General features: G+C 32.8%; 11 protein-coding genes. 5 read left to right on the top strand and 6 right to left on the bottom strand.

What is annotated here, in order from left to right; all coding sequences use genetic code 11:
• Window positions 1-19 precede the first annotated feature (19 nt).
• From ACY2IJ_RS01530 to ACY2IJ_RS01515, 4 genes are all read right to left on the bottom strand, one after another.
• On the bottom strand, window positions 20-532 hold the full coding sequence (locus ACY2IJ_RS01530) for a hypothetical protein (protein ID WP_476725405.1): 513 nt from the start codon (window positions 530-532) through the stop codon (window positions 20-22).
• 1 nt (window position 533) lies between these two features.
• Window positions 534-1781, bottom strand: coding sequence for a metallophosphoesterase (locus ACY2IJ_RS01525; protein WP_476725404.1), 1248 nt, complete (start codon window positions 1779-1781; stop codon window positions 534-536).
• A gap of 7 nt (window positions 1782-1788) precedes the next feature.
• Window positions 1789-7281 carry a DUF8202 domain-containing protein gene (locus ACY2IJ_RS01520; RefSeq protein ID WP_476725403.1) on the bottom strand — a complete coding sequence of 1831 codons (5493 nt, stop codon included), beginning with the start codon at window positions 7279-7281 and terminating at the stop codon, window positions 1789-1791.
• Window positions 7282-7416: 135 nt separating this feature from the next.
• Window positions 7417-12972 carry a DUF8202 domain-containing protein gene (locus tag ACY2IJ_RS01515; RefSeq protein ID WP_476725402.1) on the bottom strand — a complete coding sequence of 1852 codons (5556 nt, stop codon included), beginning with the start codon at window positions 12970-12972 and terminating at the stop codon, window positions 7417-7419.
• A 341-nt stretch (window positions 12973-13313) separates the two neighbouring features.
• Here ACY2IJ_RS01515 and aroB point away from each other — a divergent pair, with 341 nt between their 5' ends.
• From aroB to ACY2IJ_RS01490, 5 genes are all read left to right on the top strand, one after another.
• The gene (gene aroB / locus ACY2IJ_RS01510; protein WP_476725401.1) at window positions 13314-14375 is read left to right on the top strand and encodes a 3-dehydroquinate synthase; all 1062 of its coding nucleotides are present in this window, start codon (window positions 13314-13316) and stop codon (window positions 14373-14375) included.
• 198 nt (window positions 14376-14573) lie between these two features.
• Window positions 14574-14915, top strand: coding sequence for a DUF1801 domain-containing protein (locus tag ACY2IJ_RS01505; protein ID WP_476725400.1), 342 nt, complete (start codon window positions 14574-14576; stop codon window positions 14913-14915).
• Between the two features lie 8 nt (window positions 14916-14923).
• Window positions 14924-17044, top strand: coding sequence for a DNA helicase RecQ (recQ, locus tag ACY2IJ_RS01500; protein WP_476725399.1), 2121 nt, complete (start codon window positions 14924-14926; stop codon window positions 17042-17044).
• A gap of 87 nt (window positions 17045-17131) precedes the next feature.
• Entirely contained in the window at window positions 17132-17803 is a 672-nt protein-coding gene (gene modB / locus ACY2IJ_RS01495) for a molybdate ABC transporter permease subunit (RefSeq protein WP_476725398.1), read from the top strand.
• Window positions 17800-18633 carry an ATP-binding cassette domain-containing protein gene (locus ACY2IJ_RS01490; protein ID WP_476725397.1) on the top strand — a complete coding sequence of 278 codons (834 nt, stop codon included), beginning with the start codon at window positions 17800-17802 and terminating at the stop codon, window positions 18631-18633. Before modB ends, ACY2IJ_RS01490 begins: the two co-directional genes overlap by 4 nt.
• 27 nt (window positions 18634-18660) lie before the next feature.
• Here ACY2IJ_RS01490 and ACY2IJ_RS01485 read toward each other — a convergent pair whose 3' ends face one another.
• Both ACY2IJ_RS01485 and ACY2IJ_RS01480 read right to left on the bottom strand, forming a co-directional pair.
• Complete coding sequence (locus ACY2IJ_RS01485) at window positions 18661-19260, bottom strand: nitroreductase family protein (protein WP_476725396.1); 600 nt, start codon at window positions 19258-19260, stop codon at window positions 18661-18663.
• Window positions 19261-19280: 20 nt separating this feature from the next.
• Window positions 19281-19964, bottom strand: a complete 684-nt coding sequence (locus ACY2IJ_RS01480; RefSeq protein WP_476725395.1) for a DsbA family oxidoreductase — start codon at window positions 19962-19964, stop codon at window positions 19281-19283.
• Window positions 19965-20008: the final 44 nt, after the last annotated feature.

The raw sequence follows: 20008 nt of genomic DNA, 5'->3' as shown, positions 1-20008 counted from the left end.
AAGTGATGGCACTTTTTATTTAATTGGCACTAAAAAAATCTTCAGGATAAGGTTCTCCTAACTCGTTTGGAGTTAATTTTCGTCCCATTTCAAAAGCATTTTCTATGGCAACTTCTTCTGTCCACTTACCTATTACCACATCTGAAGTTAAAAATTCGTAGGCTACAATACCGTGGTAAACTTCTTTGTTAGACAGGTAGTTAAAATGAATGATTAAAGTATTGTTAAATACAAAACCATATCCTGTTTGATGTTGTTCTCCTTCTATTAGCCAACTAGCTTCTATTTGATTGCTGATTAAATCTATATGCAACAGCCCTGTGTAATAGCTATCCTTAATATCTGGATTTCCTCCTACAATTTCGTAGATCCCACATACATTTACCATGTTAACACGAAAGTCTGGATTGTATTCTGAATGCTGTAATAAATGTGCTCTTTTTAAAAGTTCTTTTTCTTTTAAAGCTCTACCCTCTAACGCTAGTTTAGATTTTTCGTACCAATATTTTAATTGTTGATGAAACACACCCATACTAACTTTCTTTATGCAAAGTAATTACTGTAATTTCTGGCCAAATACCAACTCTTCCAGGAAATCCTAAAAATCCAAAACCTCTATTTACATATAAATGCTGGTTGTTATTTGTGTACAAACCAGCCCACCTTTTGTAAATATATTTTGATGGACTCCATTTAAATCCTGGTATTTCTACTCCAAACTGCATTCCGTGTGTATGACCAGATAACGTTAAATCTATATGCTGTTTGTGAGGAATTACTTTTTCATCCCAGTGTGTTGGGTCATGAGACAATAGTATTTTAAAATTATTTGGATTGGTTCCTTCTAAGGCTTTACTTAAATCTCCTATTTGAGGAAACGGTGGTTTTCCCCAGTTCTCTACTCCAACTACATCTAACTCTTCTCCGTTTTTTGTGATTGTATGAGTTCTATTGTTTAACAAATTAAACCCCATTTCTTTTTGATGTTGAAAAAGATTTAATAAGTTTTGTTGTTTTTCTTTTGAGCTATTCCATCTTTTATGTGTTCCATAATCATGATTTCCTAAACTAGAAAAAACTCCTAAAGGAGCTGTCATTTCTTTAAATAGTTGTTTGTAAGGTACTATTTCTACAGCATCATTATTCACCAAATCACCTGTAAACAAAATTAAATCTGCTTCTTGTTGTTTGATTAAATCTACTCCGTGTTTTACTTCGTTAATGTCATCAAAACTACCTGAATGTATATCTGATATGTGCACTATTTTTAAACCATTAAAAGATGCTGGCAGGTTTTTAAAAGACAAAACAATGTTTTTTACTTTATAATTGTATTTCCCTTTGGTAATTCCGTACAACATAGATAAAAAAGGAATACTTGCTAAGCCCAACCCTACTTGGCCTATAAATTTTCTTCTGTCACTAAATTTTACAGGAGTATCAGAACTTAAAAACACTCTCCAAATAGATTTTCCGACAAACTCTACAATTCTAATAACATCATCAAAAGCAGCAGTTAAAAACATTCCTATTTTTAACACAATAAATGCAAAAGTATATCCAAACCATAAGTTTATTATTAGTGATGCTTGTGTAGGTCTATCATTTAATTTTAAAAGAATTAAAGCAAAACAAGCATAACTTAAAACCATACTAACGCCATAAAACCATTTAAAACTTAACTTTAAAGTAGTGTTGGTAAAGTAATTTCTAAAACTAGATAAGAGGTATATGTCTAAAACCAATAGTATGGTGACAAAAATTAATATTCTTTGAATCATGTATAACTTATTCTAAAACTATTTTTTGGGTAAAGCTACTATTATTTGTTGTTATTTTAACAACATATATTTGCTCTGCCAAATTATGGAGTTTAATAGTCGATCTATCTGTTTTTTGATTACTAATTTTTGAAACAATTTTTTGTCCTGCCAAATTGTAGATTTCTACTTGTTCTATAATTCCGCTCTCTAACACTACATTCATTACTTTGTCTTGAATGTAAATAACCGTTTTGCTATTCTTATCTATGTATTCTGTATCTAAATTCTCTGACTCTTTAAAAACCAAACTAAAGCGGTTTTGGTGGTCTCCTGATCCTACGGTTGTTGTGTAAGTATCATTTCTGCTAATTTTAGACACCTTTCCTTCTTCTTTGTCTAAGATGTAAATGTCATTTGCTAAATTCTCTACATCATCTATTTTAAAAGTTACCTCTTTTTCTGAATCTACTACAACTCCAATAGGTAGCTCTAAGGTTTCACTTACATAAGGTACACTGGTAATAATAAATCGATCGATATCATTCTCTACAATCCAATATGCATCGTTGCTATAGTAATCAAACATAAATGCATCTTTTCCAATCTCTTTCTCCAATGTATTTCCTTCTAATGAAGTGACCAATTGTCGGTGATAGGTTTTATGATCGTCTGTTTCATATTCAAAACCTAATCGAACCAAAGGCTTAATGGTGTTTAATGTTTGAGTGGCTTTAGTTTTAAAGAAATGTCTACTACCATCATAAGCAACTCCATCTCTCATTGCATTGGTAAAAGAAACCGTTCCACCTGAGGTACTATACACTATAAATCCTTGTCCTGGTTTAATGAATAAAGATGGCGTGGTAGAACCCGGTACCGTGGTCGTTTCATCTTCGTACTTTGCTGCCGCTACAGTAACTCCATTGGTTATGGTTGCATAACCTCCACTATTATCTGTCAACGCATTGTAATGGTCTCCTATATCTGTAGGTTGATCCCACAAATAAATGGTTCCATCTGTAGCTGTATTGTTTGCTGTGTTAAACGCATTGGCACTTATGGTTGATGGATATGGGTTTCCGGTTAACAAGAACTTTCCTGCTGATATAGAAACATTGATAGCTCCATTATTAGGTGTTCCTATAAAAGTATAAGCATTGGCTGTACTTGTACCTTTCATGGTAAAACCTATTCCAGGGGTCATTGTCGTATTTTGATCTATTTCTGTAAAATCAAAATCATCTATTAACGTGTGGAACCAACGGGTACTAAACGTAGTTCCAAATCCATCCAAATCATGACTTATAAATCCTGGAGTTATATTGTCTCCTAATGTTGGGCCGTTGTTTATTTTTAAATCACTCCCAATACTAAACAATCCTGAATTGTGTACTGGAGAAGAAAAATAATTGTATCGGTAAATTGAACTGGTTGCCTCGTTGATGATTTTATAAACTTTCCCTGTTCCTGAATTTGTGTCTGAATCTGTTTGTACCAATTCTGCTGTTCCTTCTAAATAAACAGAACCATTAGAAGTTAGTGTATGGGTTACTTTTAAATACTCATCTGTAGATACGGTAACTTTTGCACCATTGGTAACGGTTAAACATTTACAGTTATGAGATCCTGTTAAAGTAACATCTTCTGATATTCTTACTGATTTTACCAAATCTGTAGCAGAAGTATCAAACTCTTGATTCGTTCCTGCACCACCAATCCACGCTCCTACTTTGTACTCAATATCTGAACTATTATCTACCAATGTAAACACACATCCATCTGGCAAATCTACATTTGTAAAAATAATATTATTCCCATTTACACTACCTGTAGCTATGGTTTGTATTGTACCTGTGGTATAATCTCCATCACCATCTACATCAACAATTAAATTGAACTCTCTAGAACTAAAAGCAGATAAGTCAAACTGAAGTGTTACATTTTGTACATTTCCTGTGTTGCTAATTTTCCAGTCTCTATCAAATTGTTTTAAACAAGCATTTTCTGAACTTATGTGATCTACCAAAGCAATGCTAGAAGTACTTCCGTTATTTCCCCACATTAAATAATCTAAGTTATCATCAAAGCTTCCTAAGTTTAAATTGTTTGTAGCTGTTACAGAACTATATATAGAAATGGTTAAAATATCATCTGAATTTTCTGATTTGGATTGTTTTTGAATTAAGTTAGATGCTATGTCATATCCAATACCTGTTACATCATTGTGATATGTGCTGTTTGCAGAGGCATCCCAAAGTATGTTTCCACTACTATCTGTATAATCTCCGTTGGTTACCCCATCCGTAGGATCTAAAGTCATTCCGTATTTAATGGCTAAATAAGAATATATTTTAGCCAAATTCACGTTTGACAATGTGTTGTTGTATACAATTACTTCTGATACATAACCTTGAAAACCATTTGTATTAAATCCACGACCTAATACTCCTGGGTTGTTTCCAGATAAAAAGGTAGTAGAAGTATGAGAGTTTTCTGAAAAACTTCCATCTCTTAATTCCTGAATTACTTTTCCGCTACTGCTGTCTAACTGACCTCTTATTAATGCTCTAGAAATGGCCGGATCATTATAATTATTTACTGCAACATCAACATCATTACTAAATTGAGCTAGAGTTAAACTGTTATTATTTCTATAACCAAAATGGAAACTTTGATTTACAGTAGAAGCATTTGTTCCCAATATGTAATTTTCAACATCGGTATTATCTCTTTCCACAATAGCAATTACGTTGTAATCTGAATTGTTAATAGCATTTAAATTCAAATCAAAATATCCATTATCACCGTTTGTTAAATGTACAGATGGATTGAAATTGTGAATTGCTTGTTCATAGGTTGCAAAATCACTAGTTCCTGCTTGTGTTGCATGGTTAGAACCTGTTAAATTGTCCCACTGCGTAATTGCTGCTCCATTTGTAGTTGTAGATGTTCCATCATCAGCTCTTAACCAATGTGTCAATCCGCTCGTTACATTTGCTGGTCCAAAAGACAATCCTATACCAACAGTAAAAACATCTCCATCAGAAAAATTTACATTGGTAAATGTTACAGTATCACCATTTAAAGAAATACCTTCTGTATGAATTCTACTGTTTGAAAAATCGGTGTCAGAATCTATTAAAAGAGCATAATCTCCTGTGTTTCCTGTACTTGTTGTTGGCAATGTAATACTTATAGACACTCCGCCAACCGTTCCAGAAACTGCAGCTTTCCATGTTCTTTCTATTCTTTCGGCATATACAGGACTAATTCCTGATGATGTTACTCCAATAGTTCCATTATCATTACCTATTAAAAGATAATCTTGATTATTACTAAAACTAGTTGTTTTTTCTACCGTTAAATTGGTTGATGAAATAGGTTCTGATGATTTTTGATGGTTTAATGCAGAAGAATCATCTCTACCTACTCCTATAATTTCATTGTGATACGTAGTATTTGCAGAGGCATCCCATATAATGTTTCCATCACTGTCTATATAATCTCCGTTAGTACCACCTCCTGTATTGTCTAATGTTAAAGCATATTTAACCGCCAAATAACTTTCTATTTTGTTTAAACTAACTCCAGAAATGGCTGTGTTGTATATAATAACTTCGGACATATACCCTTCAAAACCTCTAGTAGCGGTATTTCCTTTTCCCAATACTCCAGCTGCAGTTCCTGTTAAAGCAGAAAAGTTAGAGTTGTCATTTTCATATTCAACTCCAGACATTAACATAGATATGTTTCTTTCTACACCAACATCTAAAACACTTCTATATAAAGTAGCTTGCTCTGTAGATGCATTATAACTTACAAAACTACTAGATACAGAATTACCAGAACCTTGTTGATGAAATAAACCTCTAGGATTGGTATTGTTATTTCTATATCCGATTCGTAAACTTTGATTTGTAGTGGTTGATGTAGTTCCTAAAAAATAATTATGATCATTTGTATTTGTTCTTTCTACCACAGCTAAAACACTATAGTCTGAACTTTTAATATCCGCCAAATTCAAATCAAAGAATCCATTGTCTCCATTTGAAATTAATACTGAAGCATTATAGTTGTGTTTATCTGATACAACTGTAGGATAATCTGTAGTAACCGCAGCATTTCTTATGGCATCGTTACCACTACCTGTTGTGGCTTGGTTCCCCCAATTTGTAATACCGTTTGCATCTGTAGTAATTCCTGTATCAGCTTTAAACCAATGCGTTAATCCTGTAGATACATTTCCAGGAAATTCATTGATAGGAGTATATGCTAATGTAAAAAAGTCTCCATCAGCTAAACTTACATTGGTAAATGTTAATACATTACCATTTATAGAAGCACCACTCGTGTGTACAGCTGCCCCTGTAGTAAAATCGGTATCAGCATCTATTAACAAAGCATATTCTGATGGATTACCTGAATTGGTTAAACTGGTTCCTAAAGTAAAACTAACCGATATAGTTCCAGGAGTTCCATTGGTTTCTGTTTTCCAAGTTCTTCCTGATTTATTTGTAACTCCACTAGGCACTCCTGATGTAGAAAAAGCCAAAGAAGCCGCATTGTTACCAACAATAAGGTAATCTAAATCGTTCGAAAAACCAGCAGCTTTTTCTATAGACAAAGTTGGATCTGTATTGTATTCTGTAGACTTTCTTTGATCTAAAGCTGTACCATTATCTTTAGCTATTCCAATTACTTCATTATGATATGTAGCATTTACAGAGGCATCCCAAATAGTAATTCCTGTACTAGTAGTATAATCTCCATCTGTTCCTCCATCTGTATTGTCTAATGTAATTCCATATTTTACAGCTAAATAACTTTCTATTTTTTTTCTATTGGCCTCAGACATTTCGTAGTCAAAGTAAATAATTTCTGCTATTTCTCCATTCAATTCATTATCTCCTGTACTATCATCTCCAATTACGTAAGAACCATTTTCCCATGTGGTTGAAAATAAATTTTGTGACGTAAAAAAATGATTTGAATTTAGATAAATATTTGAATTAGCACCAGATCCAGATCCTCCAGGATCTGTTACAGATATAATTTGCTGAACTCCTGTTGGTAAGGTAAAAAATGGTTCGTTGGCATCATACCTTCTGTCAATATAAAATTGTCTTGAACTTCCTTCATAAAATTCTATAAAACAGTCATCTGTTGTTGCTGATTTTCTTTGAACTATAAAAGAAGTACTTTGTTCAATACTACTATTAGGACCTAACCCTCTTGTTATTGTGGTTCCTGTAATTGGTTGATCGTCATCTGTAAAATAAATAACTGGATTTCCATTAATGGCATTGGCACTAGAATATACAGCATCTCCTGTTCCTGTGGCATTAAATCCGTTACCACTCTGATCTGTCCAAGAAGTAATTCCAACTCCATCTGTAGTTGTATTGGTTCCTGCATTTGCTTTTAGCCACAACACTGTTCCCTCAACACCTCCCGGGGTTGGCACCTGTGCATAAATACTTAGGGATAATAATAAAGCAACAAGTAAATTACTTTTCAAAAAAATAGCTTTCATATATAATATTGGGGTATTTTAAACTTTTAACAAGTTAACTAAGGTCAAAAATAGAGTTTGTTTTGTAAACATTTACTATTAATTAGACAAAAGACAGCTTTTAATAGATTAGCCCTTTAATTATTCTAGTGTGATTTTCTGTGTAAACGTACTTGTGTTGGTTCTAATTTTAGCAATATAAATTTGCTCTGCCAACTTACTTAAATCAACTGTTATCCTATTTTCACTTAATTTATTTTGTTTTGAAACAATTTTTTGCCCTGCCAAATTGTAGATTTCTACTTGTTCTATATTTCCGCTTTCTAACACTACATTCATTACTTTGTCTTGAATGTAAATAACCGTTTTGCTATTCTTATCTATGTATTCTGTATCTAAATTCTCTGATTCTTTAAAAACCAAACTAAAACGATTTTGGTGGTCTCCTGATCCTACGGTTGTTGTGTAAGTATCATTTCTGCTAATTTTAGACACCTTTCCTTCTTCTTTGTCTAAGATGTAAATGTCATTTGCTAAATTCTCTACATCATCTATTTTAAAAGTTACCTCTTTTTCTGAATCTACTACGACTCCAATTGGTAGCTCTAAGGTTTCACTTACATAAGGTACACTGGTAATGATAAATCGATCGATATCATTCTCTACAATCCAATACGCATCGTTGCTATAGTAATCAAACATAAATGCATCTTTTCCAATCTCTTTTTCCAATGTATTTCCTTCTAATGAAGTGACCAATTGTCGGTGATAAGTTTTATGATCATCTGTTTCATATTCAAAACCTAATCGAACCAAAGGCTTAATGATGTTTAATGTTTTGGTGGCTTTGGTTTTAAAGAAATGTCTACTACCATCATAAGCAACTCCATCTCTCATTCCATTGGTAAAAGAAACCGTTCCACCTGAGGTACTATACACTATAAATCCTTGTCCTGGTTTAATGAATAAAGATGGCGTGGTAGAACCCGGTACCGTGGTCGTTTCATCTTCGTACTTTGCTGCCGCTACAGTAACTCCATTGGTTATGGTTGCATACCCTCCACTATTATCTGTCAACGCATTGTAATGGTCTCCTATATCTGTAGGTTGATCCCACAAATAAATGGTTCCATCTGTAGCTGTATTGTTTGCTGTGTTAAACGCATTGGCACTTATGGTTGATGGATATGGGTTTCCGGTTAACAAGAACTTTCCTGCTGATATAGAAACATCAATAGCTCCATTATTAGGTGTTCCTATAAAATTATAAGCATTGGCTGTACTTGTACCTTTCATGGTAAAACCTATTCCAGGAGCCATTGTCGTATTTTGATCTATTTCTGTAAAATCAAAATCATCTATTAACGTGTGAAACCAACGGGTACTAAACGTAGTTCCAAATCCATCCAAATCATGACTTATAAATCCTGGAGTTGTATTGTCTCCTAATGTTGGACCGTTGTTTATTTTTAAATCACTCCCAATACTAAACAATCCTGAATTGTGTACTGGAGAAGAAAAATAATTGTATCGGTAAATTGAACTAGTTGCCTCGTTGATGATTTTATAAACTTTCCCTGTTCCTAGATTTGCATTGCTTGCTCCGGTTTGAATCAATTCTGCTGTTCCTTCTAAATATAAATCTCCATCTAATTCCAATCCATTGATAACTTCTAAATACTGATCTGTTGGAACTGTAACCACACTTCCACTAGCCACATTCATACAATCGCAAACTGCATTTTCTGTTAAAGTGACATTCTCTAATATTTGAACTGATTTACTACTGTCTGATGTAGAAATGGCATTTGCTGTTCCGGTTCCTCCGTACCAAACTCCATTTCCATAAATAGCCAAACCTGTTCTTGTTTTGCTTTGTAAGGTAAAAACTTCACCATCTAACAAAGTAACTCCTGTAAATGTTAAAGTACTTCCGGTAACAACACCTGTGGTAATGCTCTCTACTGTTCCTGTATCAAAATCCCCATCTCCGTCTTGGTCTATTAACAAATCGTAATTGTCTGGGTCTGGAATATTAGACAAATCAAAAGAAAGTGTAACCGCTCCTACAGACCCTACATTGCGAACTTTCCAATCTCTATTTATTTTTTTGGTACTTCGCAAACAAGTTCCTGTGGGAATGTCTGCATCTACAATAGTAACTGTGCTACCTCCTGAATTGTTAGACCAAAACAAAAAGTCTAAATCATCATCAAAACTACCCGTATTTAATTGATTACTGCTTGCTATATTTCCATCTATAGAAATTGTTAAAATTGAATTTGCTGACTCAGAACGAGATTGCTTTTGGTTCAACTCTGATTCTTCATCCAAACCAATAGCAGCAACTCCATAACTATACAATGAGTTGGATGAGGCATCCCAAATGGTACTTCCCAAACTATTGACATAATCTCCTGAGGTTCCTCCTCCACTTGAATTTAATGTGATTCCATATTTGATAGCTAAATAGCTTTCTATTCTATTTATTTCTGCTGCTGTAAGCGTTGTTCCTGTATAATGAATTACTTCTGAAATTCCTCCTTTGTAATAATTTCCTGTAGTACCTCCGTTAAACGTAGTAGCGTTAGATCCATCTCCTAAAAAACCATATCTGGTAACACCAGAACCGATGGCATTGTTTGTTACATTTCCAGTAAAATCATCAGCCCCATTAAGTCTTATTACAGTTTCATTGGTTCCTATAGCTGTATCAAAAATAAAACCTCCTATATGTGTTTTTCCATCATTTGTTCCCGTAGTAGTTCCTTGATTGTCATAAGTAGATTCGTTTGCAGTGTATGAAAAGCCTAATTTACCATCTCCACCAATAGAAGTACTAAAATACTCATCTCTGTCATAATCAAAAAATGCCCAATTACTTGTGTCGTATCCACCTCCAGTAGGTGTATCACTAAAATCTGTTTTATAAACTACCCAAGAATACATTTTAGTAATTTCTCCAGTTGTTGTATAATTTAAATTTTCAATAGCTAAATAATCATTCGTCCCATCAAAATCTACCAAAGGATTGTAATTAGAGCTTAAACTATCTGTTGGTTTTAAAATGTTTGTATACTGTGAAACTCCATATCCGTTTGTTGTAGAACCTCCAATAGAAGTTAAAATTCCGTTTGAACTTACAGCATTGTTATCTGCTTTAATCCACATTGTCAATCCGTTATTCACACTACCAGGTGCAGGTAACGAAGGAATGGTTGCTATAAAAGCAATTCTTTCTCCATTGGCTATATTTCTATGAATGTAATAATTTGTACCATCATCTATTAAAGACAATCTTGTATCTGTGCCATCAAAAGTATCATCTGTACTTACCAATAGTTCTACAGTAGTTACATCATCGCTAAAGTAAGATTTTGGAATGGCTAAATAGACAGTACCGGTATCTGCACCTACTTCTTTAAACAACCACTTTCTAGTTGTAATGTATTCATTAGCTCCTATATTAAAAACCTCTACTCCTGTACTTAATCCGTTGTTTCCAAATAACAAAGAGCTTCCTTCTGTTACAGAAGTTCTAGCACCATTTAAATTACTTGATGAAAAATCTAAGGTGGTTGCTAAAATTAAATCTTTTGCTGATGTTGATTGCGCTACCTTTTGATCTAAATCGCTATCAATATCATCTTTTACAATTCCTGCTATTCCGTTCCAATAACTAGTATTATCCCATAAAACGGTTCCATCTGCACTTAAATAATTTACCAGTGAATTGTGCAAGGTAATTCCATATTTTAATGCTAAATAAGTTTCTATTTTTAAAGATTCTGTTGCTGTAAAAGATTGTCTATCTGCCAATATAATTTCTGATATTTTACCATCAAAATAAATTCCGTTTCTTGTACCATTTTCAGAACTAGCTTCAGAACCCTCTCCAATAAAACCATATCTATCTGCTTTTACAACAATATTTCCGGTAGTTAAATTGGAGTTGTATTCTATATTCCCATCAAATTTCATAAATGTTTCATCGGTTAAACTAGCATCAAAAATATATTCTGCAATGTGTGGCAGCCCATCATTTCCTAAAGAATTGCTATACAAATCTTTTGTTCCGCTTGATTGGTATGAGAATGCCAAACGTCCATCACCATGAATATACATGTTGTAAGATTCACTTCTATCAAAATCTAAAAAAGACCAGTTTGTATTATACACATCATCAATAAAAGATGTGCTATAAACTGCAAAAGCATGCAAATCTGTAATAGCTTGTGAAGCGGTATATTTTTTATTTCTAATGTACATGTAATCACTGCTACCATCAAACTCTAAAGTAGGATTAAAATTCATTAAACTACTTGTAGAAGGAATATTTGAAGCATTGCTTTGGTACGCATGTGCGTTGTTAAAACTACCATCTGTTAAACTTAAATCGCTACCGCTAGTGGTTGTGTGGTCTGCTCTTAAATAAATATCAAAGTTAGCTACAGAAACTCCTGCTATTTTAGCATCGGTTACTATAAATGTAATGTAATCTCCATCTGAAATATTAACATCTTTATAATAATATGTTCCATCATCGGTCATGGTATACCTTGTGTCTGTAACATCAAAAACATCATCACCAGAACTTACAATTAAATCTACACTTGTTCCTGTAGGAAGTTCTGCTTTAGGAAAAGCAACATAAATAGTACCTGTGTCTGTTCCACTTTCTTTAAACAACCACTTGGTTCTTAAAATATTTTCGCTTGCACCTGCGTTGTATGTGTCATACCCTGCAAGTCCATTTTCTCCAAACAACAAATAAGCCCCAGATGGTAAAGAGGTTCTTGCTCCATTGCTATTGGCAGATGAATAATCATTTGTTGTAGAAACAATTAAATTGGATTTTTCTGATTTGGCTATTTTTTGATGAATAGCTCCTGTTGTACTATCATTAATAATTCCTGCTACATTATTCCAATAGGTAGTATTGTCCCAAATTGTAGTTCCACTTGAGTTTAGGTATGTAGCGTTTGATGAATTTAAAGTAATACCATATTTTAACGCTAAATAAGATTCTATTTTTAAAACCTCTGTTGCTGTTATAGATCCTTTGTCAAATAAAATTACTTCTGCTATTTCTCCATCATAAAAAACATCATTTCTAGATCCATTTTCACTAGATGCTTCAGATCCGTCTCCTACAAAACCATATCGGTTTGCAGTTACGTTGATATCATTACTCACTCTATTCTGATTGTAATCCAAAGAACCATCTGCTCTCATTTGAGTTTCATTGGTTACCGAATTGTCAAAAATAAAAGTTGCTATGTGGGGAGAATTGTTATTGGTTACAGTGTTTGCATCTGCATCTATAATAGAACCACCAGATTTGTAAGACATTCTTAGTTTTCCATTTCCACTTACACTTAAACTGTAAGATTCACTCCTGTCAAAATCTAAAAAAGCCCAGTTAGCGGTAGTACTACCCGAAAACCCTGTTCTGTAAACTACAAAAGCATACAAATCGCTAATATTAGTTCCGTTGGTGTAATTTAAGGTTTGAACCGCTAAAAAATCTTCTACTCCATCAAAACTAAAAGTTTCGTTGTAATTAAACAATACTGATTGTGTTGGTTTATTAGCTGGTGTAGCTTGATATGCATTGTATCCTACCCCACTTTTATCTCCCCATGTTAGTGTTCCAGAATCTGTTACGTTACTATCTGCCGATAACCAAATTGACATATTTGTAGTAGAGACTCCCCCTGGAGTTTGAGAATAAACTAGAAAATTTATAAAAAAGACTATTATTAATAATTTTTTCATAATGATAATTCACTGGGTTTAGTTAGGTAAGCACAACCCATAAAAATATTACTACAAATTCATTATACATACAATAAATAGACAAATGGTGTAATTATAAAGACTAATCAAATACTTTACTACAAAAAAACATAACAAATATCATTTTTAATTAAACTTATCACAAACAAAACACACCTAACCTTTTAAATTTATAAAACCATTTTTTTTTTATTTTTCAAATAATTTGACCTTATTTTGTAGCTAAATTTTATGTGAATATGCAAACAATACAATCTACAAGCTATCCTGTTCATTTTCAAGAAACTGGTTACAATGCCTTAAATAATTTTATTACAACAAAAGGCTTTACAACTATTTTTATTTTGGTAGATGAAAACACACACGAACATTGTTTGCCTATTTTACAACAAGAAGTTACAGCAAATGTAGTTTTTGAAGTTATAGAAATAGAATCTGGAGAGGTAAACAAAAATTTAGGAACTTGCATGAGTGTTTGGCAAGCTTTAACTGATTTGGGAGCTGACAGAAAAAGTTTATTGATTAACATTGGTGGTGGTGTGATTACCGATATGGGAGGTTTTGTAGCCTCTACTTACAAACGTGGAATTCAGTTTATTAACATTCCAACTACTTTACTAAGTATGGTAGATGCTTCTGTAGGTGGAAAAACAGGAGTAGATTTAGGGGTGTTAAAAAACCAAATAGGTTTGTTTGCAGACCCTGAAATGGTACTTATAGACCCTGTTTATTTAAAAACACTAGCAGAAATAGAAATGACTTCTGGAATGGCAGAAATTATTAAATACGGTTTAACCTACGACAAATCTTTGTGGGATCAATTTACCAATCAGGAAAATGACGTTGACTTGGTTGGAATGATTCACCGTTCTATTGAAATTAAAAACGAAGTAGTTTTAGAAGATAGATTAGAAGCTAACTTACGTAAGATTTTAAACTATGGGCACACTATTGGACATGCTGTTGAATCATACTTTTTAGAATCTGAAGACAAAAAAACATTAACCCACGGACAAGCTATTGCTTTGGGAATGATTACAGAGGCATATATTTCTAGTAAATTATTTGATTTTCCAGAAGATGATTTAACTTTAATAAAGAAAACAATTACTAGAATTTTTGGAAAAGTACCTGTTTTAAAAGAAGATTACCCTGCTGTGATTGATTTAATGAAACACGACAAAAAAAATGTAAACGGACAGGTAAACTTTGTATTACTTGAAGGTATTGAGAAATATAAAATAGACTGTAAGGTTTCTATTGATTTGATTAAAGAATCTTTGGATTATTATTTAGTTTAAAACAAGTTCATCAAGTGCAGTCAACATATTAGGATCATCGAGCGTAGTTGAGATGTATTTGTATTGAATGAAAAATAAATCAAAAAGAAGTTATTGTCATTTAGCAGTCTGTACTGAGTTACAACCAAAGTAGACTGGAGACACCTAGTTATCAACACTGCTAAAAAGATCTTATTATTTAAAATAATATATAAATTAATGAGTGCTACTGATGCTTTTTTTGAGAAACAAGAAGAACCCAACAAAAGTGTGTTTTTATTTCTTAGAAATTTCATCCATCAATACCATTCAGAAATAACATTGCATTTAAAATGGGGACTACCTTATTTTTATTTTAAAGCAAAGCCATTGTGCTATCTTTGGAAAGATAAAAAAACAAACGAACCTTACATTAGTTTTGCGAAAGGTCCAGATTTACATCATTCTGCATTAGTACAAGGAAATAGAAAAATTTTTAAAATACTCCCTATCAACCCAAATAAAGATATTGATCTAAATTTGTTGCAAGAAATTTTAGACCAAGCCATTAAACTCTATTAAACACTGTTATGACAAATCAAAATATACTTTTACACAAAACCTTAAAAGATTATTTTGGATACGAGCAGTTTAGACCTTTACAAAAGGAAATTATTACCAGTATTCTAGAAGGAAACGATAACTTAGTGATTATGCCTACTGGGGGTGGAAAATCTATTTGTTACCAATTGCCTGCTATTTTAATGGACGGATTGACTTTAGTGATATCTCCTTTAATAGCCTTAATGAAAGATCAGGTAGATGCATTAAATGCCAACGGAATTTCTGCAGCATTTGTAAACAGTACCCAAACAGATTTTGAGAATTCTTCTATCATAGAAAAGGTAAAAGCCAAAGAAATTAAATTGCTCTATTTGGCTCCTGAAAGTTTGGCCTTTTTTGAACAACTTTCTCAGGTTTGCGAAATTAGTTTAATTGCTGTAGACGAAGCTCACTGTATTTCCTCTTGGGGACACGATTTTAGACCTGCTTATACTCAATTATCTTTTTTAAAAAAAAGATTACCTAACACACCTTTGGTTGCCTTAACTGCAACTGCAGACAAAGCCACTAGAGAAGACATTGCCAATCAGTTAGACATTGCCAATGCCAAAAGAAACATCAGTTCTTTTAATAGAGCTAATTTAAGTCTAGAAGTCAGACCTGCACAAGACAGGGTTAAACAAATTGTAGATTTTGTAAAATCTAGACCTAATGAATCTGGAATTGTATATTGTTTAAGCAGAAAACAAACCGAACAATTAGCCGATAGGTTAAAGAAAAGCGGATTTAAAGCAGCTGCTTATCATGCTGGATTACCTGCCGATGTTAGAAGCAAAACCCAAGAAAACTTTATTCACGACACCACTCCTATTATTTGTGCAACCATTGCTTTTGGAATGGGAATAGACAAATCTAACGTTCGTTGGATTATACATTATAACTTGCCTAAAAATATAGAAGGATATTACCAAGAAATTGGTCGTGCAGGACGTGACGGACTAGATTCCGAAACCATTTTATTCCACTCCTATGCAGATGTGATTCAACTCAGAAAATTTGCAGAAGGATCTGGAAACCAAGAAGTACAGTTAGCCAAACTAGAAAGAATGCTGCAATACGCAGAAGCGACTAGTTGTAGAAGAAATATATTACTAAGTTATTTTGGAGAAACTGCTACCAAAAAATGTGGGAACTGTGATGTCTGCAAACATCCTCCTGTTATTTTTGATGGAACTATTATTGCTCAAAAAGTATTGTCTGGAATTTTTAGATTGCAAGAAAACGAGCCTTTAAACGTAGTCGTCGATTTTTTAAGAGGTTCGCAAAATGCAACCATTTTAGACAAAAATTATCATTTACTAAAAACCTACGGAGTAGCTAAAGACATTGCCTGGAAAGATTTGCAACAATACATGGTTCAACTCATTAACCAAGGATTTTGTGAAATTGCTTTTCATGAAAACAATACATTAAAACTAAACGAACTTTCTAAAGAAGTGTTGTTTAACGGCATGAAAGTTTCTTTAACTAAACCAGCAGATTTTGTTAAAGCTGAACCTAAAACGCAGCAAAAAACAAGCACTCCTAAAAACAATTTATTTGAGCGTTTGCGAACTTTACGTTTAGAACTAGCAACTGCCAAAGGTGTTCCTGCTTACGTGGTGTTTAGTGATGCTACTTTAAAAGCCATTGCAAACGAACGTCCTGTTACCGATGAAGATTTTTTAGAAATAGAAGGAGTGGGTCAAAAAAAACTACAAGATTATGGTTATGATTTTATTACAGAAATCATAAAATTTAACAAAGAAAAAGTAAGCAAGCCTACTAAAAAGAAAAAAGGAAAATCAGCTACTCATTTAGAAACCTTAGAATTACACAAACAAGGTTTGTCTGTAGAAGAAATTGCCAAAGAAAGAGGTTTAACTCCAAATACAATTCAGAGTCATTTTGTAAAACTATATAACGAAGGCATTCAAATAAACCTAACAGACTTTGTTTCGGAAAAAGAAATTGAATCTGTTAGAGAAGCCATGACCAAAGTAGAAAATCCTAAATCACTAAAAAGTTATTATGAGTATTTTAATGAGCAATTAGAATATGCAGCTATTAAAATGGCTTTGGTGGTGATTGAAAATGAAGAAAAATAAACACACACTACAATCGTTCTTAAATACACACTTAAAACTGTTCTAAAATATTAGTTGTATCTTAATTATTAAAGAATTTGAAAACACATGGAATTAGAACCTTTATATCTTACCTTTAAACTGGCTGCTATTACAACCTTTTTATTGTTCTTTATAGCCATTCCTCTATGTTACTGGTTGGTACAAACACGTTCTAAATTTAAACCTATTATAGAAACTATTGTTAGCATGCCTTTGGTACTACCTCCTACTGTTTTAGGATTTTACTTTTTGGTGTTTTTAGGACCTAACCATTTTATAGGATTGTGGTTGCAAAATACATTTGGCATACACCTTGTTTTTTCTTTTACAGGATTAATAGTAGCTTCCATTCTTTACAGTTTACCTTTTATGGTGCACCCTATTCAAGCAGGATTGGCAGCATTGCCAACATCTTACACAGAAACAGCGCAACTAATGGGTAAGTCTCGGTTTTTAATTCTAAGCAAAGTATTATTACCCAATATAAAACCCGCTATTCTTACAAGCATTGTTTTAACTTTTGCACACACTATTGGAGAATTTGGAGTGGTTTTAATGATTGGTGGAAACATTCCTAACAAAACCAAAGTAGCTTCTATTGCCATTTATGATGAAGTAGAAGCGTTAAACTACACAGCAGCCAATCAATATTCTCTTATTTTATTAGGAATTTCTTTTACGGTATTGTTATGTGTATATTTAATTAATGGTGGTTATTTAAAACGTGTGGTACAATGATTAAATGTGAATTTTCTAAAACCTATACCAGTCATCAAAGAGCTTTTACCTTAAACATAAATTCCTCTTTTAAACACAAGGCAATCAATGTGATTTATGGTCCTTCTGGAGCCGGAAAAACATCTTTATTACGTTTAATTAGCGGTCTAGATAAAATTGATGAGGGAATTGTAAAATTCAATCATGTTTATTGGGAACATAGCGCTAAGAGAAAAAGAACACCTATCGCTAAAAGAAACATTGCTTATGTATTTCAGGATTATGGTTTGTTTCCTAATATGACCGTTTTAAACAACTTAAAGTTTGTTAAAAAGAAACTGAATCAAGAATTGCTAAACGATGTAATTGCCACTCTAGAAATTAAACATTTATTAATGACCAAACCCAATGAACTTTCGGGGGGTCAAAAACAGCGTGTGGCTTTGGCTAGAGCATTGGTACAACAACCCGATTTGTTACTGTTAGATGAACCTTTAACAGCTATTGATGAAGTTTTAAGACACAAATTGCAATCGTACTTAATTACTTTGCAAAAAAAGTATCAGTTTACCGTTATTATGGTTACGCATAGTTTACAAGAGGTTTTAAAAATAGCGCATCACGTTTGTGTAATGAACCACGGAGAAGTTATAGACCAGGGAACTACAGAAATTTTGTTATCTAAAAATCCTGACAATACTTTAAAAGGAACTATTTTACACATCAACAAAACAACAATAACAATATTAATTGGAGTGCAACAAATTTTGGTAAACAAATCACAAATACTAGATACAGACTATGCACAAGGACAAATTATTCGTGTTTTAATTCAAAACAACTTGACTTAAGTTTTATGCCCCTGGTTCTATTGTTTTCTAAATAGTTCTAACTACTTCAGTTATTTTTTTTCTAGATTTTGGTTTTATGTGTAGCTGATTTACATCTTTTTCATGTCTATATCCTATGGCTACAGCCAAAATACTTCTATAATCATCGTTTCCTAAAATAGCATCATAAGCCTTTGGTTCTATTCCTTCCATAGGAGTTGCATCTATTTCCATAGTAGCACATGCACTTAAAAAAGTACCCAAAGCAATGTATACTTGTTTATCCATCCATATTTTTACGTCACTTTCAGAATGATGTTCCGTAAAATCATCATAAAACCCCATAGCATATTCTGGCAACCTTTCCTTCAATTCGTTTTTAAATTTTGATAAATTATCAATACTTCTAAAAACAACCACCGTATCACAGTCTAACACTTTTTGTGTATTGTGTTGCGATACTTTAGACAATTGTTCTTTTATAGTAGCATCAGACACAAAAACAAATTCCCAAGGCTGACTGTTGATGGATGATGGAGATAAAGTTAAAATTTCTTGTAATTTTTGAATTTTATCCACATCAATTCTTTTAGAATGATCATATAATTTAGTCGTATATCTATTTTTTATTGCTTTTAAAAAATCCATTTTTATCTTATTTTTTAGTCCTACAAAGTTTCACAATTTCCTGTTTCTACATCACAAAAATCGCCTATAATTTCTTTAGGTGCCAATTGATTTAACATATCTACCAAAGTAAAGTTAGAAACCGCTCCAGAAATCCGATGTTTTTGCGCTACAACATACGTTGGCACAGCTTTTACATGTAATTCTTTGGCTTGTTTTTCTTTGGTTAGCACCGCATTTTTATATTGATTGTCATCATTCCATACATCAACAACTTCTTCTTCAGACAAAAAATCCTTAATTATCTTAACCAGGGTATTTAATTTGGTTAAATCTTCTCCTTTAGAAAAATATGCTGTTTGTATAGCATGCAAAACCTCCAATCCTACTCCTTTTTCTTCGGCTTTTAGAATTACTTGATGAATTTTTAAGGTATTCGGAATTTTAGAAAACTTATTCGGATTAATATCTAAATTTTCTGACTCTCCAGCCTCAATCACTTTTTCGTAAGCTTTTAATACATTGGTAACTCCTTTTGCCTCCCAATATTCTTTGATAGAAATCCCTTGTTCAGAAAGATTAGGCCTTATTTGAAAAGGAACTAAATGTATTTGTACATTGGTATTTGTTTTGTTGATGGCATTCACCAAACGTTGATGTCCTACATAACACCAAGGGCAAATAATATCATATATCAAATCTATTTGTAACGCTTCTGTTTTCATGATTTTTTAGACGTATAAAATTTTAAAACTAACAAAGTTTAATT

The sequence above is a fragment of the Wenyingzhuangia gracilariae genome, from assembly GCF_056387575.1.
Note: the sequence above shows the minus strand (reverse complement) of the source record. Positions and strands in the feature narration are given on the sequence as shown.